21 protein-coding genes and 1 tRNA gene are annotated in these 20,937 nt (G+C 62.9%); 11 read left to right on the top strand and 11 right to left on the bottom strand.

Annotated elements, in window-relative coordinates; all coding sequences use genetic code 11:
* Nucleotides 1-26: 26 nt before the first annotated feature.
* From LB547_RS03800 to hflX, 3 genes are all read left to right on the top strand, one after another.
* The gene (locus tag LB547_RS03800; protein ID WP_140498570.1) at nt 27-890 is read left to right on the top strand and encodes a D-amino-acid transaminase; all 864 of its coding nucleotides are present in this window, start codon (nt 27-29) and stop codon (nt 888-890) included.
* A 145-nt stretch (nt 891-1,035) separates the two neighbouring features.
* Complete coding sequence (gene hfq, locus LB547_RS03795) at nt 1,036-1,281, top strand: RNA chaperone Hfq (protein ID WP_006202172.1); 246 nt, start codon at nt 1,036-1,038, stop codon at nt 1,279-1,281.
* Complete coding sequence (gene hflX / locus LB547_RS03790; RefSeq protein ID WP_140498572.1) at nt 1,282-2,670, top strand: GTPase HflX; 1,389 nt, start codon at nt 1,282-1,284, stop codon at nt 2,668-2,670.
* 6 nt (nt 2,671-2,676) lie between these two features.
* Here hflX and mazG read toward each other — a convergent pair whose 3' ends face one another.
* Together mazG and LB547_RS03780 are read right to left on the bottom strand one after the other, a co-directional pair.
* Entirely contained in the window at nt 2,677-3,501 is an 825-nt protein-coding gene (gene mazG, locus LB547_RS03785) for a nucleoside triphosphate pyrophosphohydrolase (RefSeq protein WP_140761977.1), read from the bottom strand.
* An 89-nt stretch (nt 3,502-3,590) separates the two neighbouring features.
* Nucleotides 3,591-4,775 (bottom strand): aromatic amino acid transaminase, encoded by a 1,185-nt coding sequence (locus LB547_RS03780; protein ID WP_140761980.1) that lies wholly within the window; start codon nt 4,773-4,775, stop codon nt 3,591-3,593.
* 192 nt (nt 4,776-4,967) lie between these two features.
* On the opposite strand from LB547_RS03780, the gene LB547_RS03775 reads away from it, so the two are divergent.
* From LB547_RS03775 to LB547_RS03755, 5 genes are all read left to right on the top strand, one after another.
* Entirely contained in the window at nt 4,968-5,501 is a 534-nt protein-coding gene (locus tag LB547_RS03775; RefSeq protein WP_411969497.1) for a sigma-70 family RNA polymerase sigma factor, read from the top strand.
* The gene (locus LB547_RS03770; RefSeq protein WP_140498576.1) at nt 5,498-6,268 is read left to right on the top strand and encodes an anti-sigma factor family protein; all 771 of its coding nucleotides are present in this window, start codon (nt 5,498-5,500) and stop codon (nt 6,266-6,268) included. Before LB547_RS03775 ends, LB547_RS03770 begins: the two co-directional genes overlap by 4 nt.
* Nucleotides 6,269-6,291: 23 nt before the next feature.
* Nucleotides 6,292-7,008, top strand: coding sequence for a Bax inhibitor-1/YccA family protein (locus tag LB547_RS03765; protein ID WP_140498577.1), 717 nt, complete (start codon nt 6,292-6,294; stop codon nt 7,006-7,008).
* A 205-nt stretch (nt 7,009-7,213) separates the two neighbouring features.
* Entirely contained in the window at nt 7,214-8,098 is an 885-nt protein-coding gene (locus tag LB547_RS03760) for an aldose 1-epimerase family protein (RefSeq protein ID WP_140547595.1), read from the top strand.
* A 78-nt stretch (nt 8,099-8,176) separates the two neighbouring features.
* Entirely contained in the window at nt 8,177-8,569 is a 393-nt protein-coding gene (locus tag LB547_RS03755; protein ID WP_140669888.1) for a GFA family protein, read from the top strand.
* 48 nt (nt 8,570-8,617) lie between these two features.
* Here the strand turns inward: LB547_RS03755 and LB547_RS03750 are convergent, their stop codons facing one another.
* Nucleotides 8,618-10,135, bottom strand: a complete 1,518-nt coding sequence (locus tag LB547_RS03750) for a winged helix-turn-helix domain-containing tetratricopeptide repeat protein (protein ID WP_181177999.1) — start codon at nt 10,133-10,135, stop codon at nt 8,618-8,620.
* A gap of 135 nt (nt 10,136-10,270) precedes the next feature.
* Between LB547_RS03750 and LB547_RS03745 the strand changes: the two genes are divergently transcribed.
* Both LB547_RS03745 and LB547_RS03740 read left to right on the top strand, forming a co-directional pair.
* Nucleotides 10,271-10,531, top strand: coding sequence for a DUF1127 domain-containing protein (locus LB547_RS03745; RefSeq protein WP_318013601.1), 261 nt, complete (start codon nt 10,271-10,273; stop codon nt 10,529-10,531).
* Nucleotides 10,532-10,889: 358 nt separating this feature from the next.
* On the top strand, nt 10,890-11,657 hold the full coding sequence (locus LB547_RS03740) for a putative nucleotide-diphospho-sugar transferase (RefSeq protein ID WP_210239466.1): 768 nt from the start codon (nt 10,890-10,892) through the stop codon (nt 11,655-11,657).
* Between the two features lie 377 nt (nt 11,658-12,034).
* Here LB547_RS03740 and LB547_RS03735 read toward each other — a convergent pair whose 3' ends face one another.
* The 8 genes from LB547_RS03735 to LB547_RS03700 all read right to left on the bottom strand — a co-directional run bounded on the left by LB547_RS03735 (nt 12,035) and on the right by LB547_RS03700 (nt 20,433).
* On the bottom strand, nt 12,035-12,520 hold the full coding sequence (locus LB547_RS03735; RefSeq protein ID WP_140761983.1) for a GlcG/HbpS family heme-binding protein: 486 nt from the start codon (nt 12,518-12,520) through the stop codon (nt 12,035-12,037).
* Between the two features lie 280 nt (nt 12,521-12,800).
* Nucleotides 12,801-13,622, bottom strand: coding sequence for an MBL fold metallo-hydrolase (locus LB547_RS03730; RefSeq protein WP_140761986.1), 822 nt, complete (start codon nt 13,620-13,622; stop codon nt 12,801-12,803).
* Between the two features lie 3 nt (nt 13,623-13,625).
* On the bottom strand, nt 13,626-14,420 hold the full coding sequence (locus LB547_RS03725; protein ID WP_140761989.1) for a TatD family hydrolase: 795 nt from the start codon (nt 14,418-14,420) through the stop codon (nt 13,626-13,628).
* On the bottom strand, nt 14,420-15,973 hold the full coding sequence (gene metG / locus LB547_RS03720; protein ID WP_140761992.1) for a methionine--tRNA ligase: 1,554 nt from the start codon (nt 15,971-15,973) through the stop codon (nt 14,420-14,422). The genes LB547_RS03725 and metG overlap by 1 nt, the downstream gene beginning before the upstream one ends.
* A gap of 83 nt (nt 15,974-16,056) precedes the next feature.
* Entirely contained in the window at nt 16,057-17,112 is a 1,056-nt protein-coding gene (locus LB547_RS03715; RefSeq protein WP_140761994.1) for a DNA polymerase III subunit delta', read from the bottom strand.
* Nucleotides 17,109-17,783, bottom strand: coding sequence for a dTMP kinase (gene tmk / locus LB547_RS03710; protein WP_140498585.1), 675 nt, complete (start codon nt 17,781-17,783; stop codon nt 17,109-17,111). Before tmk ends, LB547_RS03715 begins: the two co-directional genes overlap by 4 nt.
* A 183-nt stretch (nt 17,784-17,966) precedes the next feature.
* Nucleotides 17,967-19,133, bottom strand: a complete 1,167-nt coding sequence (locus tag LB547_RS03705) for a D-alanyl-D-alanine carboxypeptidase family protein (RefSeq protein ID WP_140761996.1) — start codon at nt 19,131-19,133, stop codon at nt 17,967-17,969.
* An 82-nt stretch (nt 19,134-19,215) separates the two neighbouring features.
* Entirely contained in the window at nt 19,216-20,433 is a 1,218-nt protein-coding gene (locus LB547_RS03700) for a septal ring lytic transglycosylase RlpA family protein (RefSeq protein ID WP_140761998.1), read from the bottom strand.
* A 328-nt stretch (nt 20,434-20,761) separates the two neighbouring features.
* Between LB547_RS03700 and LB547_RS03695 the strand changes: the two genes are divergently transcribed.
* Nucleotides 20,762-20,851: transfer RNA gene (locus LB547_RS03695), tRNA-Ser, on the top strand.
* The last annotated feature ends 86 nt before the right edge of the window (nt 20,852-20,937 follow it).

The following is a 20,937-nucleotide window of genomic DNA, read 5'->3' as shown; positions in this document are numbered from 1 at the left end:
CCGAAGCAGATCCCCCGAGGTGACAAATGCCGCGTATTGCCTATGTGAACGGGCGCTACACCGCTCATGCCGATGCCGCTGTGCATATCGAAGACCGTGGCTACCAGTTCGCCGACGGCGTTTACGAGGTCTGCGAAGTGGCGCGCGGCTTCATCGTGGACATGCCGCGTCACCTTGCCCGGCTGAACCGTTCGCTGAGCGAGCTGTCGATCGGCTGGCCGGTCACCCCAGGCGTCCTGCCGCTCATCATGCGCGAAGTGGTCAATCGCAACCATGTCGTCAACGGCCTGGTTTACGTCCAGGTCACACGCGGCGTCGCCAGCCGCGACTTCGCCTTCCCCTCGGCTGATACCAGGCCGTCGCTGGTGATCACCGCCAGGAAGCTGGATCCCGCTGCTGGAGCCAAGCGGGCCGAGACCGGTATCGCCGTCATCACCGTGCCCGAGAATCGCTGGGATCGCGTCGACATCAAGAGCACCGGCCTGCTAGCCAATGTGTTAGCCAAGCAGAAGGCCAAGGAAGCTGGCGCGCAGGAAGCCTGGTTCGTGGATACGGACGGCAACGTCAAGGAAGGCGGGTCGTCGAATGCCTGGATCGTCACCAGGGACGGCGTTCTGGTCACCAGGCCCGCCGAGCATGGTATTCTGCGCGGCATAACCCGCACCACCATGTTTGAAGTGGCGGCCAAGCTCGGACTCAAGATCGAGGAACGCGGTTTTTCCGTCGCCGAGGCCAAGGCGGCGAGGGAGGCTTTCATCAGTTCCGCGACCACGATCGCCATGCCGGTCGTGGCCATAGACGGCGACCCGATCGCCAACGGCCACCCCGGCTCGATAACACTTTCGTTGCGGCAAGCCTTTTTTGACATTGCGGAAAAAAGTCCAGCCTGATAACCGCACAGGTGGAATGAACATCAATATATCTCGTTCTGCTTGTCGTTACTGACGACAAGACGGTGTTTGCGCGCTTGACATGTGCTGGTTAATTTGGCGCATTGGCCTGCAAACCGAAGGGGATCGGCGAAAGACAAGAACAATGGCGGAACGATCGCAAAACCTTCAGGACCTGTTCCTGAACTCTGTTCGCAAGAGCAAGAACCCGCTCACCATCTTTCTCATCAACGGCGTGAAGCTGACCGGCGTCGTCACTTCATTCGACAATTTCTGCGTCCTGCTGCGCCGCGACGGCCACTCCCAGCTCGTCTACAAGCACGCCATTTCCACGATCATGCCGAGCCAGCCGGTTCAGATGTTCGATGGCGAGGAAAGCCAGGGCGCCTGATTGGCACGTGAGAAGGACCCGGACCGCAGCGTTCGCGGAAAATCAGCACATCAGCCGGGGACGGAGGCCGAGGGTCCGACCCGGGCAGTTGTCATCGTGCCGGTGCTTACCCGCCAGCCGCGCGGCGAGGACGACACCAACCGTCCGCGGCTGACGCGCTCGGCCGAGGCCCGTCACGACGAGGCGGTCGGTCTTGCCCGCGCCATCGATCTCGATCTGATCCACACGGCCGTGGTTACCGTCAACGATCCACGTCCGGCGACCTTGCTCGGCAGCGGCAAGGTCGAGGAGTTGGCGGAGATCGTCAAGGAAGGGCACGCGGAGGTGGTCATCGTCGATCATCCGCTGACGCCGGTGCAGCAGCGCAACCTCGAGAAGGAATTCAACGCCAAGGTGCTGGACCGCACCGGGCTGATCCTCGAGATCTTCGGCGAGCGCGCCCGCACCAAGGAAGGCACGCTGCAGGTCGAGCTTGCCCATCTCAACTACCAGAAGGGCCGGCTGGTGCGCAGCTGGACCCACCTCGAGCGCCAGCGCGGCGGCGCCGGCTTCCTCGGCGGCCCCGGCGAAACCCAGATCGAATCGGACCGGCGCGTCCTGCAGGACAAGATCGTCAAGCTGAAGCATGAGTTGGAGACGGTGCGCCGCACCCGCGACCTGCATCGTGCCAAGCGCAAGAAGGTGCCGTTTCCGGTGGTGGCCATCGTCGGCTACACCAATGCCGGAAAATCGACGCTGTTCAACAAGCTGACCGGGGCAGGGGTGCTGGCGCAGGACATGCTGTTCGCCACGCTCGATCCGACGCTGCGCCGCGTGCGGCTGCCGCACGGCACGCCGATCATCCTCTCGGACACGGTCGGCTTCATCTCGGACCTGCCGACGCATCTCATCGCGGCTTTCCGCGCCACGCTTGAAGAGGTGGTCGAGGCGGATCTCATCATCCATTTGCGCGACATCTCCGATCCTGACACATCCGCCCAGGCCGAGGACGTCGAGCGCATCCTGGCCGATCTCGGCGTCGACGCCGGCGATACCAAGCGGGTCATCGAGGTCTGGAACAAGGTCGACCTGCTCGATGAAGGCAATCGCGCACGGCTGCTTGCCGAGAGTACGGATGCCAAGGCGCCTCCCGTCGCCATATCGGCTGTCACGGGCGAAGGCATCGACGCGCTGAACGCGATCATCGAGACACGCATGTCCGGCGAGCTTGAAGATCTGACGGTGACGATCGGGCCGGCGCAGTTCGGCCTTGTCGACTGGCTTTACCGCAATGGCGATGTCGTTTCGCGAACCGACAATGACGACGGCAGCGCCACCATCTCCCTCAAGGCCACGCAAAGTGCCCGCGAAGAGATCGAAAGCAGATTGCGTCGCAAGAATAACGGCTAACGCCAGTTATTTCGCGCTCTTCGCTTCCTGCCAGAGCGCTTCCATTTCGTCCAGATCAGCCTTTTCCAGCGAGCTGCCGGAATTCTCCAGGGCCTGCTCGACATAGTGGAAGCGCGAACGGAATTTCTCGTTGGTGCCGCTTAGCGCTGCTTCCGAATCGAGCCTCAGGTGACGGCCGAGATTCACGACGGCAAACAGCATATCGCCGAATTCATCCTTGATCTCCGCGGTTTGGCCTTTGGCCAGCGCCTCGCGCAATTCGCGGATCTCTTCCTCGATCTTGTCGAGGATGGGGGCTGCCTCGCTCCAGTCGAAACCGACGCGGGCGGCCTTCTCCTGAAGCTTCAATGCCCGCGTCAGTGCGGGCAGGGCGACCGGCACGCTGTCCAGAAACCCCTTGCCGTTGTCTTCCGGGTCGAGTCCGCGCGCGAGACGGGCGCTACGCTTCTCGGCCTTCTCTTGTGCCTTGATCTTCTCCCACATGCCCTTGGCCATGCCGGCACTGCGGGCCTGTTCGTCGCCGAAGACGTGTGGATGGCGGCGGATCATCTTCGTGGTGATGGCCTGGACCACGTCGCCGAAAGCGAACTCGCCGGCTTCCTCAGCCATCCGCGCGTGGTACACGACCTGCAAAAGGAGATCGCCGAGTTCGTCGCGCAGATCGTCGAGATCGCCGCGCGCGATGGCGTCGGCCACCTCATAGGCCTCCTCGATCGTGTAAGGCGCGATGGTCGAGAAATCCTGTTCGATATCCCAGGGACAGCCGGTCTTTGGCGCACGCAGCGCCGCCATGATTTCGATCAGGCGCGAAATGTCTTTCGATGGCTTCATGCGGCGGATGCTATCGCGCGGTCCGCCGCGCGGCCAATGCTGTCGGCGAGCGAAGCGGGCTTGTCCACAGTTGCGCCGAACAAGTCCGGTCAGTCGAGCACGGAAACGATCGCCTTGGCGAGCTTGTCCATGCCGTCTTCCGGCAGGCCGGCGACATTGATGCGGCTGTCGCCGACCATGTAGACGCCATATTCCGCGCGCAGCCGTTCGACCTGCGCTTCCGTGAGCCCAAGCCGGGAAAACATGCCGCGATGGCTGGCGACGAAATCGAAGCGGTCGGAATTGGACTGCCGGCGCAGCGCCTCGGCGAATTGCACCCGAAGCCTGAGCATGCGCAGGCGCATCTCCTCGAGCTCGGCTTCCCAGTCCGCGCGCAAGACCGCGTCCTCGAGCACGATGCGCACTGCCGCTGCGCCGTGGTCCGGCGGCATCGAATACATGGCACGAGCCGCCGACAGCATCTGGCCCAGCGCCACGTCGGCCTGCGCGCTGTCCCTGGCCAGGATCATCGCCGCGCCGACACGGTCGCGGTAGACGGCGAAGTTCTTCGAGCAGCTGGACGCGACGACCATTTCCGGAACTTTTTCGGCCAGCAGCCGCAGTCCGCCGGCATCGGCCTCGAGGCCATCGCCAAAGCCCTGATAGGCAATGTCGACAAACGGCAGCAGGCCGCGCTCGACGACGAGATCGGTGACAGCGGCCCACTGCGCGATGTCCAGATTGGCGCCGGTCGGGTTGTGGCAGCAGCCATGCAGCAGCACCACGTCGCCGCCCTTCGCCGTGCGCAGTGCTGCCAGCATGTCGTCGAAGCGAACGGCGCCCGATGTCGCGTCGAAATAGGGATATTCACGGATTTGCAGCCCGGCGGCGCGCATCACTGGCATGTGGTTCGGCCAGGTGGGATCGGACAACCAGACCGTCGCATCGGCGCGGATTCGCTTCAAAAGCTCGGCCACCAGCCGCAACGCGCCGGAGCCGCCCGGCGCCTGCGCGGCACGGATCCGCGTCATGTCTGCGTCCGCACCGAAGGCGAGCCTGGCCATCACGGTATTGAACCCGGTGTCGCCGGCGAGGCCGAGATAAGTCTTGGTGTCCTGACCCTGCAGCAACCGCTTCTCCGCCTCGCGCACGGCCCGCATGACCGGCGTCTTGCCGTCGCGATCCTTGTAGACGCCGACACCGAGGTCGACCTTGTCGGGTCGAGGATCGGCACGATAGAGGCCGATTAGGGCAAGGATCTTGTCGGCGGCAGCCGGCTGAAGGTTTTCAAACATCTGCATGGTTCCGTTGGCGCGGCGGAGTGATACGCAAATCGAACCCCTTGCACCAGCGGTTTTAACTCGCGCCAGCCTGAATCGCATAGCCTGGCATCGCTGCGAGCCACCTCCGCGGCTGCATATCTGCGGCGTTTCGCGAAAAAATCTGCAGGGCCGGGATTAAAACCCCACATGTTCCGTAAACAGGGCATGAAACGGTCGATGCCACGCTTCGATATCGTCGGACAACTCGGTTCGCTCAGGCGTTACGCGCGCTCGCTGACGCGCGACGGTGCCGATGCCGAGGATCTCGTGCATGACGCTCTTGTGCGCGCCTATGAGCGGCGCGGCACCTTCCGCTCGGGCGGAAATTTGCGCGCCTGGCTGCTGTCCATCGTCCACAACACGTTCGTCGACCGCATGCGCTCGCGACGCTCTGAAGCAGCGCGCATCGAACAGGCTGGATACCTTGCGGATGGCAGCGCGCCGGCGCCGCAGGAGCATTCGGTGCGCCTGGGCCAGGTGCGCGATGCTTTTTTCAGCCTGCCCGAAGAACAGCGCTCGGCCCTGCATCTCGTCGCCATTGAGGGCCTTTCCTACAGCCAGGCGGCCGATGCCAGCGGCGTGCCACTCGGAACACTGATGTCGCGCATCGGTAGGGCGCGCGCCGCGCTTCGGAAGATGGAGGAGGGGGCTCCGACGAAGGCGAAAAATCACCTCAGGATTGTTGGAGGCCCGTCATGACAGGAACTATCGACCCCGTGACGGACGCTGATCTCGACGCCTATGTCGATGATCAGCTCGACGTCTCGCGCCGTATCGAAGTCGAGGCCTTCCTCTCCGCCCGGCCGGAAGAGGCCGCGCGTGTGATGTCGGATCTCAGGATGCGGGACGAACTGCGCGTGGCGCTGGCCGGATCAGGCATGGCGAGGCCGGTGACGACCGATGCCGCGCGGCGCCTGGAGAGGGGACTTGCCCGGGGCCGCATCTTCGGCGTCTTGCAACGTGCCGCGGCGGTGGCCGCTTTCGTCGCTGCCGGCTGGCTGGCTAACGGCATCGTCGGGCCGATGTCTGTGACCAGGGTCGTCGCCTCGCCGCAGCCGCCCGCCTATGTCGACGAGGCGGTGCGCGCGCACAGGACGACCCTTGTGCGCGAAAGCATGTCTTCGCAGGCCGAGGCGCCAAACTACAATGCCGGCGAAATCCGCGCGGCGACGGCCATCGTCATGCCGTCCTTGCCCAAGGACTGGAAGGTCCGCGACGTGCAGGTCTATCCATCGCGCTTCGGCCCCAGCGTCGAGATGGCGGTCGAGACCAAGGAGATGGGCCTGGTGTCGCTGTTCGCGATACGGCCGGGAACCTTCGACGTGGTCAAGCCGACCGTCGCGCCCTCGGGCGACATTTCCTCGGCCTATTTCCAGATCGGCGAGGTCGCTTATGCGGTGGTCGCGCAGGGCGAGGTGCGGGACCTCGACCGCGCCGCCGAGACGCTTGCCAGAACGCTTTACTGATCCGTTCACAAAGGAGAATGCAAATGAACACGCCCAATCTGGGATACCGCGTCGGCGCCGGCGCCCAAAGCGGCGCCCTCTACGACGAGGGCCTGCGCCAGCACATGCTGCGCGTCTACAACTATATGGGCCTCGGCCTCGTGGTCACCGGCCTCGTCGCGTTCATGGTGTCGTCGACGCCCGCGCTCTACGTGCCAATCTTTTCCAGCCCGCTGAAATGGGTGGTGATGCTGGCGCCGCTCGCCTTCGTCCTGCTGTTCTCGTTCAAGATGCAGACGATGTCGGCGGCAAGCGCGCAGGCGATGTTCTGGGCCTTCTGTGCGGTCATGGGTCTGTCGTTGGCCTCCGTCTTCCTGGTTTTCACCGGAACCAGCATCGCGCGCACCTTCTTCATCGCCGCCACCATGTTCGGCGCCACCAGCCTCTACGGCTACACGACCCGGCGTGACCTGACCCAGTTCTCGTCCTTTCTGATCATGGGCCTGATCGGCGTGGTGATTGCCAGCATCGTCAACATCTTTCTCGGCTCGACCGCTTTGCAGTTCGCCATCTCGGTGATCGGCATCGCCGTGTTCATCGGCCTGACCGCCTGGGACACGCAGTCGATCAAGGAACAGTATGCGGAGAACTTCGACGCGGAGTCGCGGCAGAAGCTGGCCGTTTTCGGCGCCTTCTCGCTCTACCTCAACTTCGTCAACATCTTCCAGCTGTTGCTGAACTTCACCGGCGAGCGGGAATAGTCCGAACCGTAGCAGGCAACACCTTGCATCTTGCCTTGGCCGGAGGGAAATCTCCGGCCACTCTTCATTTGAGACGGCGCCTGGCCCACTTGTGCCATCGCACGTTCATCGTGACTGTGTGAAACGCAATGCAAACCGCCGCCTTGAGTTCACGCCTGGCCATTTGCTAGCCTGCCGGCCAAGCAAAGACAAACCGCGAGAACATATGGCACAGGACAGCCAGACACTTCATGGCGACGACATCTCGGCCGTTATAGTCGGGCAGGGGGCCGAACTGGTCTCGCTGCGGGATGCGGATGGGCTGGAGCTTGTGTGGCAGGCCGGACCGGCCTGGCGCCGTCATTCCCCGGTGTTGTTTCCGATCGTCGGCCGGCTGAAGGGCGACCAACTGCGCCATCGCGGCCAGACGTATCCGATGACGCAGCACGGCTTCGCCCGCGATAAGTCGTTTGCCTGGGCGGAGAGGGGTTCTCGGTCCTGCATGCTGGTGCTCACCGACGACGCGGAGACCCGAACGCACTACCCCTTCGCCTTCCGTCTGGCGGTAACCTACACTCTCGACGGCCGGCAGCTTGGCGTCACGTTCGAGATCACCAACACCGGCGACGAGCCGCTACCGGCGTCGATCGGGGCGCACCCGGCATTCAACTGGCCGCTGCTGCCGGACCTGCCCAAGGAGGCCTACCGCCTGACCTTTGCAAAGCCCGAGCATGCGCCGATCCGCCGTCTCAAGGACGGGTTACTGCTGGCGGCAAGGCAGCCGACGCCCATCGAGGGCAACATTCTCGCTTTGTCGGATCGGCTGTTTGACGAGGATGCCTTGATCCTGGACCAGCCTTCCAGCACCGCTGTGCGTTACGGTGCCGATCGTGGTCCGGCGATCGAGATGCATTGGAACGGATTCCGGGAATTGGGCGTCTGGTCAAAGCCGGGCGGCGCGCCATTCCTCTGCATCGAACCCTGGCACGGCCTCGCCAGCCCGGTGGATTTCGATGGCGAATTCGCCGACAAGCCAGGAGTGATGCTGATCGAGCCGGCCGGAAGGCGCGTGCTCGGCTATCGGATCGAACTTCAACCGCAGACGCATTAGCTGAAAGGCTGGCGTCGCGTTCATGGATGGTGGAGTTGTTCGTAAACATCCAGCTCGCTTGATTTGGAGGAATGCAGCATGGACCAATTCACCGGCGGTTGCCTGTGCGGCAACGTCCGAATTGTGGCGACTGGACGCCCATACCGGGTGGGCCTTTGTCACTGTCTCGACTGCCGCAAGCATCACGGGGCGCTTTTTCATGCTTCCGCGATTTTCCCTCAGGATGCGGTGACGATCGATGGCGAAACCCGTGACTACGCCGGGCGGTTCTTCTGTCCCCGTTGCGGCTCGACCATTTTTGGTCGCACCGCCGACGAAATCGAAGTGAACCTGGGATCCCTGGATGCCCCGGACCAACTGACGCCAACATACGAAAGCTGGATCGTCCGTCGCGAAACCTGGTTGCCGCCGTTTCCGCTCACGAGACGATATGAGCGCGATCGTGACGCCACGGGTCGGTTCGAAGAGTAGGCGGCACGAACGGCGGGAAGGCGCCATGACCAAGGGACCGGCGGCGCTTCAATCCGGAAGGCCGGCCTTGCGGAAGCCATCGACGAAATGGTCGAGCATCGCCGGATCGCGGAAGGGCTCCGTCCAGACCCAATGGCTGGTGGTGAAATGCGGATTGCCGACGAGGAACAGTTCGACTTCCGCGCGCGCCTCGTCGAGCCGGCCGAGCTGCGCGAGGCTGGCCGCCAGGAAGCGGCGTGAGCTGGTGCGGTAAGTCTCGTCCCGGCGCAGTGTCTTGACGGCGGCTTCGTAGTCGCGCGCCGCATATTGCGCCGCGCCGAGCGTCAGATAGTACCAGCTTGCCGGAAACGGGTTGAGCCGGAACGCCTTGCGGATCTGTTCGAGTCCTTCCTCGACCCGCCCGGCCAGCACGGAGATGTCAGACAAAGTCGCCCAGGCATCGGCCTCGTTGGGGTCGAGCTCGAACGTTCTGGCGAACTCGGCATCCGCCTCGGCGAAGTTGCGTTCATAGGCAAGCAGGTTGCCGAGCACCCATCGGCAGCCGGCCTCGTTGGGATCGATCGCCACCGCCTTGCGCGCCAGCTCCAGGGCAATACGGCGGTTGGGTTCCACCGGCTCGCCCCAATGCACCCATCCCATCCAGTGGTTCATGGCAAGCCAGCGATAGGCCTCGGCATAGTCCGGATCGAGCGCGACCGCGCGCGTCAGCATCAGATGCGCCTCCCGCGCGGTCTGCGGCGAATCGTCGATCAGCTTGCGCGCCCGCACGCACAGATCGTAGGCCTCGAGAGTCTTGGGCCGATTGCGCGGCGGCGGCGCGCGCAGCCGGCCAAGCAGCGCCTCCACGATCTTGGCCGTCACCTCGTCCTGAACGGCAAAGATATCGTCCAGGCCGCGATCGAAGCGTTCCGCCCACAGGTGATCGCCGCTCGCCGCGTCGACCAGCTGGGCGTTGATGCGCACGCGCCCCGCGGCACGTCTTGCGCTGCCCTCCAGGAGGTAGCGCACGCCAAGCTCCCGGGCGATCTCGCGCACGTCCGCCGCCTTTCCCTTGTAGGCGAAGGTCGAATTGCGCGCGATGACGAACAGACCCGAGGCCCTGGACAGGTCGGTGATCAGGTCTTCGGTCAATCCGTCGGCGAAGGGCTCCTGTTCGGGGTCGTTGCTGAGATTGACGAAGGGGAGCACGGCTATCGACGGTTTGTCGGGCAGCGGCAAAGCTTTTCGGTTCGCGCCATCGAGGGGTTCGACGATCCCCGTGAAGCGGTAGCCGACGCGCGGAACAGTGGTGATCCATTCACCGCCGTCGGCGGACGGACCAAGCAGCTTGCGCAGCTGCGCGATCTGGACGGTGAGATTGCCTTCCTCGACGGCCGTACCCGGCCACGCCGCATCCATCAGCTTGGCCTTGTCGAGGATTTCGCCAGGCCGCCCGACGAGCGCCGCCAACAGCTTCAGCCCGCGGTAGCCGACGGCAACAGGATCATCGTTCCGAAGCAGCGTTCCCGCATCCGGATCAAGCACGAACGGACCGAAGGCAAAGCGCGATCCCTGCATAAGGCGCATCTATAGCCCGTTTGGAAATTTTGAGAACTATTTGGGAGAGCTTAATTACGGCACTGTTCGCATCCGGCACAATTCAACCTCTTTCAGGTCGAGGTCCCAAGTCGAGGACCCACCCTCAAACCATAGGAGGTTGCCATGAACGATACTCTTGCATGGACGCGGTGTCCGACGGTGCGGCCGAGAATGCCTGTAGTGCTGGCGGAAGCGTCGCGTCGGTACTTGGCGACCCTGCGAAGCATTGTCGCGGCCTGGGACGATCGGACCTGGCGCGAGCGGATACGCTTTCGCTGGGAGCTTGAGCGAATGTCGAAGGACAATCCCCATCTGATCGACGACATCGGATTGACGAGACGACAGGTCGAGGCAGAGCTAGCAAAGCCCTTCTGGCAACGGTAGGCCGAATGCTGCAACCAGAGCGAGCGGAGCTCATTGAAAGTTCTGGGGTAGGGAGGTTGCCTCGAGAAGCCGGGGGCAAACCAGCAGCGCGTCGCCAGATCCAAAGCACGAACTCGCCGAGGTCATCGACCAGGTGGATCCTTACGGCTGCATCATGGCCGGCGAAATGATCTGGTTGAGCGCAAGGACAGGAGTTCCAGACCGCGGCCTCGGCCCAGCTGGCGCCCCTCGTCAACAAAATGGTTGTGGCCCAATGTTTTCTGCGCCGCTACCGATGACTTTATCGCATTGCGAGGCTATTCGGACTTATTGCTATATGCTTGGCGTCTAAATATTCATATCCTAATTAGGCTTCGCGTTGCTCACCCACATTCTTGATTTGTTCCGGGCCACCAAACACAGGCACCGGGAAATGCTCGCTCCCTTCCCGATAAACCCACAGCCGTCCGGCAACCCGGACAAGGCCGGTGAAATCGTGGCGTTCTTTACGATCAACTCCTTCTATGAGACAGAAGCCGCTCGCATGACCGCGTCAGCGTGGCGTCTTGGCCTTTCTGTCCAAGCCCGGCCATTCGCCGACGCTGGATCCTGGGTGCGCAACGCGAGCCTGAAGCCGACATTCCTTGTCAATATGCGTAGGAGGCTTCAGGGACCACTGCTGTATGTGGACGTCGACACGGTCTTCCATCATGATCCCTGGCCGGAGCTCGCCGGTTTTGATTGCGACATCGCGGTCTATCGCGAAAGTGGCCGGCTGATGGCTGGAACCATCCTCATCAACGATACGCCGGCTGCTCGCGAGATCCTCGCCTTGTGGAAGAAGCGCAGCGATGAAAACCCGGAAGTCTGGGATCAGGTCGTGCTGCAGGAAATCCTCGACGAAGATCAGGCCTCGGCAAGCCCGCGCTATCGCGAAGGCCAGCTCCCGGCGCCGTTCTGCTGGGTGTTCGACCGCCTTGAGAATGGGAAGCCCGATAAGGTGTATATCGAGCAGCTCCAGGCGAGCCGGGAAATCTATGAGCGGCACGCTCGCGGCAAAGCACGCAGAGGTCTCAACCGTCGGCAGGACCGAGTCCGGACCATTGAGCGCATTCTTGACGAACACAGAGAGCGGCTACGCAGGTAGCCGACGACAGCCATTGCTGCAGCTTCGATGCCCTCGCGGGCGGCGACGAAGCGGCTGCCATGTGGCCCGTGATCTGCAAAGCGTTCATTCCAATTCACCAGTTTAGCAGAACGGGCACCAAAAACCGTGTCAGGAGAGTTGAGGTGGGGAGATTGGCTGCGCACAAGCAGGAGCGACATTCCTACCTTGCCGAAAGTCGCATAAGATAGATTATGGAACTAAGCTTCCAGCTCGGGTCTCAGGATCGGCCGTCGGTTGCCGGTCGAATGCGATCTTACGTCCGCCGGTTCCGGTGTGGAGACAGGGTTCACAGACTGAACCCCGTTCAACGGAGCAGCCCGCCTTGGGCGGGCTGCGTTGGCACATCCTAGGCAAGTTTACTCGGCGGCGCCGATCGCCTTGAGCCCGGCGGCGGCGCATTTGGCGTCGATATCGCCCGAAGGAGCACCGCCGACGCCAATGCCGGCCACCAAGGCATCGCCGAACTTGACCGGCAAGCCGCCAGCCTGGATCACCATGCGAGGATCCATGTCACGCATGCCGTCATTTGCCGGCTTGGAGGCTATGAATTCGGCGAGCCCCGCAGTGTCGCGACCCAAGGCTGCCGCGGTGAAGGCCTTGCCTTCGGCGCTGGATGCGGTGTGTGCGCAGGAATTATCGGCCTTGAGCAGCACTTGCGTCGCGCCGCTCCGCGCCACGATGGCGACGCTGACATTGCTGCCTTCGGCAGCGCAGGCCTCCAGCGCGGCTTGTGCTGCCTTGGTTGCCCGCTCAAGCGGCAAGTAAGGGGCGGTTGGCAATTCCTGCGCTGTGGCAGCGATAGGAGCAAGAAGCGTCACTGTAAGTATGAGTTTGCGAATCATCGGGCCTCTCCTTTCCAACTAACGGGCAAAGGTTAGCGCCTCTTGCTCTCAATGTATATTTTAGGAAGCCATCACATAGACTGCCTGTCAGGCCTGCAATGCAGATCGACAAGCATCCACCGGCCTGACAATGCAATCCTCTTTTGGCATTTTGCAATCTTGAAGCGACAGCGAACTGGCGGCGGCCGTGTGGCGATCCCAGGTGCAAGATCTCGACATCGGACCTGTATCGGCGGCTCGCTGCCAGGCGATCAGTGCCATCAGCTATGAAGAGAATATTCTATCTGTCTGATCTATAACGAATTTCAAGCGCCATGCCATCAAATGCCGGCTCGACATTTGCCGGAGTCTCAGCCATCACGGTAGCGTAGTCCAGCGGCCCATGCATATGGGTCAGCACAGCCTGTTTCGGGGCCAGCCGCTCGATCCACTCAAGCGCCTGGCCAAGCGACAGATGGCTCGGGTGCGTCCTGTACTGCAGCGCGTCGATGATCAGGACATCGAGATTACGCAGCCGTTCGGCGGTGGCAGCCGGAAAATCGCTGATGTCGGGGCAATAGGCTAGTCCGCCGATGCGGAAGCCGAGCGATATGATGTCGCCATGGACCTGCGGCAGCGGCTCGAGGGTGAGGGCACCGCCCTCGCCTTCGATCACGACGGGCTTTGCGTGATCGATGATATGGGCGTCGACGATCGGCGGATAGGAACTGCCTGGCGGCGTCTCGAAACAGTAGCCGAAGGCCTGGCGCAGCCGCAGCATCGTTGGCTGGTCGGCATGGATATCGATCCGCTGCCGCTGGTCGAGCACGAAGCCGCGCAGGTCGTCGATGCCGTGGATGTGGTCGGCATGTGGATGGGTGTAGACGACGGCATCGATGCGCTTGACCGAGGCCATCAGCATCTGCTGGCGGAAATCCGGTCCTGTGTCGATGACGACGGTGGTGCGGGCGCCGCTCTCGGCAATCCGCTCCACAAGGGCTGCCGTGCGCATGCGCCGATTTTTCGGATTTTGCGGATCGCAATTGCCCCAGTCGCCGGTGATGCGCGGCGTGCCCGGTGACGAGCCGCAGCCGAGAATGGTGAGGCGCAGCCGGTCTGTCATCGTTCAGGCGCTTTGCTCGGCGGGGCGCGACATCTTGCCGAACAGCCGGAAGAAATTATCGGTCGTCAAAGCTGCGATTTCACCTTCGCTGACGCCGATCGTCTCGGCCAGAACCCTGGCCGTGTGCGCGACATAGGCGGGTTCATTGCGCTTGCCGCGAAATGGGATCGGCGCGAGATATGGCGCATCGGTCTCCACCAGCAGCCGGTCGTGCGGCAGGTCGGCGGCTATGGCGCGTATTTCGGGCGAATTCTTGAAGGTCAGGATGCCGGAAAACGAAACATAGCCGCCCAGCGAGACGCCGACCTCGGCCAGCCTGCGTCCCGACGAAAAACAGTGCAGGACGAATGGGAAGGCGCCCTTCCCCGTTTCTTCCTCAAGAATATGAGCCATGTCGTCGTCGGCGTCGCGCGAATGGATGACCAGCGGCAGGCCCGTCTCGCGAGCAGCGGCGATGTGGTTGCGCAAACCCTGCGCCTGCGCATCGCGGGGCGCCTTGTCATAGAAATAGTCGAGCCCGGCCTCGCCGATCGCCACCGCCTTTGGATGAGCGGACAGGCGCACGAGATCCGCCGTCGTCACGTCAAGCTCTTCGGCCGCATTGTGCGGATGGGTTCCGACGGAGCAGTACACTTCGTCGAAAGCATCTGCGATTTCAAGTATTTGCTGAAATCGCTTCACGCGCGTCGAAATGGTTACCATGCGGCCGATCCCGGCGGCCAGGGCACGGGCGACGACGGCCGCCCGTTCCTCGGCGAAGTCCGGAAAATCCAGATGGCAGTGGCTGTCGACGAGCATCAGCCGTTCGCTTCCGGCTGATCGACATAACGCGGAAACACGCCTTCTGGCACAGGCAACGCTCTGCCCGGCACAAGCGCATGGTCGGCGTGGAGATGCACGAAATTGCGCTCGTCTGCCGGCACCGCCAGCAGGTCAAGCAGCTTCGCGGCCGATCCTGGAATAAAGGGTTGGCACAGAATCGCCACGCGCCGGACCACCTCGGCCGTTGTCCACAGCACCGTTTGCATGCGCTCGGGGTTGGTCTTCTTCAGTGCCCAGGGTTCCTGTCCGGCGAAATACCGGTCGGCTTCGGCCACCACGCCGAAGATCGACGCCAGCGCCAGATGGATGCCCTGCTCGGCCATTGCCTTGCGCGCGGCGGCAAGAGCGGCCGCCGCCTGATCGAGGATTGCCTTGTCGGCATCCGTTAGCTCGCCGCGCGTCGGCACCACGCCGCCGCAGTTCTTGGCGATCATCGACAGCGAGCGCTGCGCCAGATTGCCGACGCCGTTGGCAAGGTCGGCATTGGTGCGGTTGACGATCGCTTCGTGGCTGTAGCTGCCGTCCTGGCCGAACGGCACCTCGCGCAGGAAGAAATAGCGCACCTGGTCGAGCCCGTAATGCTCTATCATGGTGAAGGGGTCGATGACGTTGCCGACCGATTTCGACATCTTCTCGCCGCGGTTGAACAGGAAGCCGTGGCCAAAGACGCGCTTCGGCAGCGGAATGCCTGCCGACATCAGGAAGGCCGGCCAGTAGACGGCGTGGAAACGCACGATGTCCTTGCCGATGATGTGCGCATCGGCCGGCCAGAATTTCCAATTGTCTGCGTTTTCATCGGGATAGCCGACGCCGGTAATGTAGTTTGTCAGCGCGTCGACCCAGACATACATCACGTGCTTTTCGTCGCCGGGCACCGGCACGCCCCAGTCGAACGTCGTGCGCGAGATCGACAGGTCTTTCAGTCCCGATCTGACGAAGCTCATCACTTCGTTGCGCCGCTCGGCCGGGCCGATGAAATCCGGCTGGCCCTCGTAGAGCGCCAGCAGTTTGTCCTGATAGGCCGAAAGCCGGAAGAAATAGCTTTCCTCCTCGACCCATTCGACCGGCGTTCCTTGCGGGCCATAGCGGATATTGTCGGGACGAACCTCGGTTTCCTCCTCGCCGTAATAAGCTTCGTCACGCACCGAGTACCAGCCGGCATAGCCGCCCTTGTAGATGTCTCCATTGGCAGCCATCGCCTTCCAGATCGCCTGAGAGGCCGCGTAGTGCCGCTCTTCGGTGGTGCGGATGAAATCGTCGTTGGAGGCGTTGAGCACGGTCGCCATGCGCTTGAACTCAGCCGAATTGCGGTCGGCCAGTTCGCGCGCAGAAATGTCTTCCTTCTTCGCCGTCTGCAGCATCTTGATGCCGTGTTCGTCGGTGCCGGTGAGAAAGAAGACCTGCTTGCCGTCGAGCCGCTGAAAGCGGGCCAGCGCATCGGTGGCGATCAATTCGTAGGCATGGCCGATATGCGGCTTGCCATTGGGGTAAGAGATCGCGGTCGTGATGTAGAATGTATCGCGTGACATGAATGAACCGTCATGAATGTCTGAATGGAAGGCGTGGCGGTGGATATCGCATCGGGGTGGCGATTGCCATCCCGAGGGAACCATCACATTCGCATTGCAGACTTCAGGCGGTCGATCATGGTCAAGGCGTGCTGCTTCTTGTCGAGATTGTAGGTATTAGTCTCAGATATAGCGTCCAGCGCCTCATGCCAAGTGTCCGACAGCGTTTTGGCTCGTGCGAGATCGCCGGCCAGCGCCGCCCGGCTCGCCGCATCGGACAACAGATCGAGCGCGCGGCGGTTGAAGATATCGAACTGGATCGCCTGGTCGCGCCCGGCCACGACTTCGGCAAGGCGATAGGCGCCGGCGATGTCGCTCTTGCCGGCGCTCACCAGGGCGTCCAGCGTTTCGGCGATCTCCAACCCGCCATACTGCGTCAGGAGGATCGCATTGCGGGCGCTGCCCCCTGCCCGCGCGGCAAGGGCTGTCCGCGCGGCCGGATCGCCCGGCGGCGGCGGCTCGGCGGTTTCCAGCACCGCCATCAGTTCGTCGATATCGAGCGGCGACAGCCGCACCAATTGGCAGCGCGAGCGGATCGTCGGCAACAGGCTGCCCGGTGCATGGACGATGAGGATGAACAGCGTTCGCGCCGGCGGCTCCTCAAGATTCTTCAGCAAGGCATTGGCTGCATTGGTGTTCATGTCGTCGGCCGGGTCCACGATCACCACCCGGTAGCTGCCGTCATGCGAAGTCATCGACAGGAAGCGATTGACCTTGCGGATCTCGTCGACGGTGACGACCGTCTTGAAGTTCTTGGTCTTGTCGTTCAGCGGCCGCGTCAGGTGCAGCACGCCGGGATGCGCGCCGGTGGCGATCTGGCGAAACAGCGAGGACGCCGGATCGGGAACGGCGAGCGTCTCCGGCGCCTGCTCGAAGGCCGGATGCTTCAGGAGGTGATGCGCCAGATGGAAGGCGAGCGTCGCCTTGCCGATGCCGAGCGCTCCGGCGAAGATCAGCGCGTGCGGCAGCTTTCCAGCGCGATAGGCGGCGGCGAGCATGGCGGCGGCCTGCCCGTGCCCGACTAGGCGTGGCGTTTCGGACGGTTCGGGGACGCCGTCCAGCGTGTCATGCTGTTCCGGCGCGATGCGTTCGAAGATCATGCGGGTGCGGTCTGTCTGTTGCGCATGGGCGCCCTCGCCTCCAGTGCCGCGAACACCGTGGCGGTGACGACATTTTCTACCGCATCGGGAGCGGCGGATGCGTCGATCACGACGCAGCGCTCCGGCTCGGCCGCCGCGATCGCCAGGAATGCCTCGCGGCGCGCCTCGTGAATGGCAAGTGTTTCCTTTTCGAAGCGGTCGGGGCCGGCGCCGGCGCCGCGACGTACTGTTGCGCGTCTCAGGCCTTCGGTGGGATCGATGTCGAAGATCAGCGTCATGTCGGGCATCATGCCATTGATGGCCACCTGCTCCAGCGTCTCCATGAACACCGGGTCGAGGCCGCCGGTGACGCCCTGGTAGACGCGCGAGGAATCCAGGAAGCGGTCGCATAGGACAATGGAGCCGCGCTCGACCGCCGGGCGGATGACCTGCTCGACATGGTCGGAGCGCGCCGCGGCGAAAAGCAGCGCTTCCATCTTCGGCCCGAACGGCTCGGCGGCGCCCGAAAGCAGCACATGCCGGACCGCTTCCGCGCCCGGCGAGCCGCCGGGCTCGCGGGTGACGAGGACGTCGTATTTCTTGGCGCGCATCTTTCCCGCCAGCCGCTCGATCTGCGTCGACTTGCCTGCTCCTTCGCCGCCTTCGAAGGTGATGAAAAATCCGCGTGCCAATCGAAAGGCCTTTATCCCTTATTTGAATGGATTCTAGCGCTCTAGATAGTCCGCGTTCGGGGAAACGTCCATGCCGCCGGAGTTATCGCAGTCGCTCAAAAGTGAGCTCGGCTTTGAGAGAACGACATGCATAAACAAAGACGCTAAAGCGCATCGCGTGAATCCGGTTCAGCGCGACGAGCTTTAGCGGAGCCAGCCGACGGCCAGTTCCTTGACGGCGTCGAGGGCGCGTTGCGGCAGCGTGCCGATGCCGATCGATTCGGCGGCGAACAGCGGCGTCTCCTGGCTCAGCGTATCGCCGATCCAGACCCGCAGCACGCCTACCGGCTGCCCCTCCTCCACAGGTGCGGCAACCGGTCCGTCATAGACGATGCTCGCCGTCAGTTTGTCGCGGTTGGCTACCGGCAGGAAGATGGCGATCGGCCCTTTCGCCTTCAGCGTCACGCCGGCTTTAATGCCGCCGAAAACCTGAGCTTGGCCCACCACCTCGTCCTTGGCGAAGATTTGCGTCTTCTCGAAGGAACGGGCACCCCATTCGAGCAGCTTGCGCGCCTCCTCGGCGCGTTCCTTGTCGCTGGCGAGCCCGCTCATCGCCGCGATCACCCGCGCGCCATTGTGGCTGACCGAGCCGACTATGCCGAAACCGGACACCTCACTGCTGCCGACCGCCAGGCCGTCGGCGCCGATGTCCATCGCCAGCAGCGGGTTGCGATTCCTCTGTGAAATCTTGTTCCAGGTAAAGTCCTTCAGGCCGTAGTAGCGATAAAGATCCGGATAGTCGCGCCACAGATGCAAAGCCAGCATTGCCAGTTCGCGCACGCTCGTCTGCTGGCCCTCCGCCGGCAGCCCGGTCGAATTGACGAAAGTCGATTTGGCCAGGCCGATCTGGCGGGCGCGTTCGGTCATCTGCGCGGCAAAATTGTCCTCGGACCCGGCGATGCCTTCGGCCAGCACGATACAGCCGTCATTGGCCGCCTGCACCGTCACGCCCTGGATCAGGTCCTCGACCCGGACCGCCGATTTGAGCTTGGCAAACATCGTCGACGTTCCCGAAGGGGCGCCGCCCTTGCGCCAGGCGTTTTCACTCACCACGAACGTGTCGTCGAGGGTCAGGCGTCCAGACTTGACGGCGTTGAACACCACTTCCATCGTCATCAGCTTGGCCATCGAGGCCGGCTGTATCGGCTTGTCGGCGTCCTTGGAAAACAACACCGTTCCAGTCTCGGCGTCGATCATGAAGGCCTGGGCTGCCTTGGTCTCGAAAAGCTGCGCGCTGGCGGGTGCGATACAAAACAGCAGCAGGGCCAATCCCAGAAATCCGGCCAAAGGCGGAAAGACGCGCAACTGCATGAAATCTCGACCCGTTTGCCGGTTCTGGCGCGGCTAGGCTATCAGGGTTTTTTCCGCAGGATCAACCGTGCCGGAAAATAGATCAGTTGCGCACGGCCAGAGCGTCCGGCGCACCGTGCGACCAGGCCGCCTGCAGCAGATCGTCGACGCCGCCATGGCCGTCCGGATAGAGGTTCACCGCATACCAGTCCTTGCCGTCGAATTCGGACCGCTGGATCTCGATCCTGCCGAAGGGCTCGAGCGCCGCGGCCACGCGTTTTGCCTCCGTGGCGTCATCAAAGGTGCCGGCCGCGACATAGGCCGGCGATGGCGCCTGGGGATTGGCGCTCTTCCATGAGCGCAGGATGTCGGCGGGCGACATGCCGTCGTCGTCAAGTGCGGCAAAGACATCGCCGCTCCGCACGCGCTCGTCGGCATAGGAGAGCGAGGCCACCGAAAACGGCGATTGCGGCGGCAGGCCGATATCCGGACGCTCCGGCACGATCGGACCGAAGTCGGGCAGCGCCAGGTCACCCAACGCCGGCGATTGTGCCGGCACCTGCCCTTGCTGAACCATATCGGAATTCGTCAGCTGACCCGGAAATGGCACGGCGGCAGCACCCACCGGCAGGCTGGGCGACGGTCCGTTCATGGCCACCATGACGCCGGTCGGCAGGCCGTCCGATGGATCCGGTATCCTGTTGCCTGGATGGTAGGAGGCCATCAGATACTGGTCGTCATTGCCGTCGAGCGGTGCGCGGCCAACATATTCCACCTTCACCTCGGCCGTGCCGACATTGGCATAGTCGAGCATCTGGGCGGCGCGTTCCGAGACATCGATGATGCGGCCCTGGTGGTAGGGACCGCGATCATTGACGCGCACAATGACCGAACTGCCGGTCTTGAGATTGGTGACGCGGGCGTAGCTCGGCAGGGGCATGGTCGGGTGCGCCGCCGTCAGATGGCTCATGTCGTAGACTTCGCCGTTGGCGGTCAGCCGTCCATGAAAGGCATCGCCGTACCACGACGCCAGGCCGACCTTGGCATAGTGCTTGTCTTCCTTCGGATAGTACCACTTGCCGCGAACCTGGTAGGGTTTACCAAGCTGGTCGCGGCCGCCGCCACGCCGCATGAAGGCGACGCGAGGGCTGGCCTTCACGCCATATTCGGTTTCGGCGAAATATTCCTTGGAACGGGTCTTCTTGTGGACCATCCCTTTTGGTTCAGGCTGCGACGCGCAGGCGGCAAGCAAGGCTGCCGACATGGTGAATAGCGCGAAAGCGCAAGCACGGCGTAGACGCGGGCGCGCCGTAGTTTGCATTTCCTGATGTCCCCTACAGTCTCGACCAAAAACGCCGCGGCTTGAACGTCGCAGGAGCCAAAGCTTACCTGACTAAGACCAACGACGCCTCGAACCCCTGTCCTTTGTGCGCAGGAATTGTTTATCACGCTATTAATCGATTGTGGCCGGAACCGGGCAAGATTGTGACGCCACCCTGCCCGGCGTCGGCTGCCGGGAAACATGCGGTCCGCGCATGCCGGTTGACAGATCTTTGCCGGGCACACTAGAGCATCAGCAAGATGGCTCTCTTCATTCGCCGCCAGGCTCGAATATCTGATCGAGTGACGCTGGGCGAAGAGATGTCGCTGGAGGGATGGCCGAGCGGTTTAAGGCACCGGTCTTGAAAACCGGCGTGGGCGCAAGTTCACCGTGGGTTCGAATCCCACTCCCTCCGCCAAACACCGCCGGGTCCGTTCCGGACACATAGGTTACGGTTTATACCGGAGACATGGGTAACACTTTTGGCCCGAAGGGGTTTTGGAG

Origin of the sequence: Mesorhizobium sp. B264B1B, assembly GCF_020165765.1 — a bacterium.
In the GTDB taxonomy this organism is placed as follows: domain Bacteria; phylum Pseudomonadota; class Alphaproteobacteria; order Rhizobiales; family Rhizobiaceae; genus Mesorhizobium.
The sequence above is the reverse complement of the archived record's forward strand: the minus strand, read 5'-3'. Positions and strand labels throughout refer to the sequence as shown.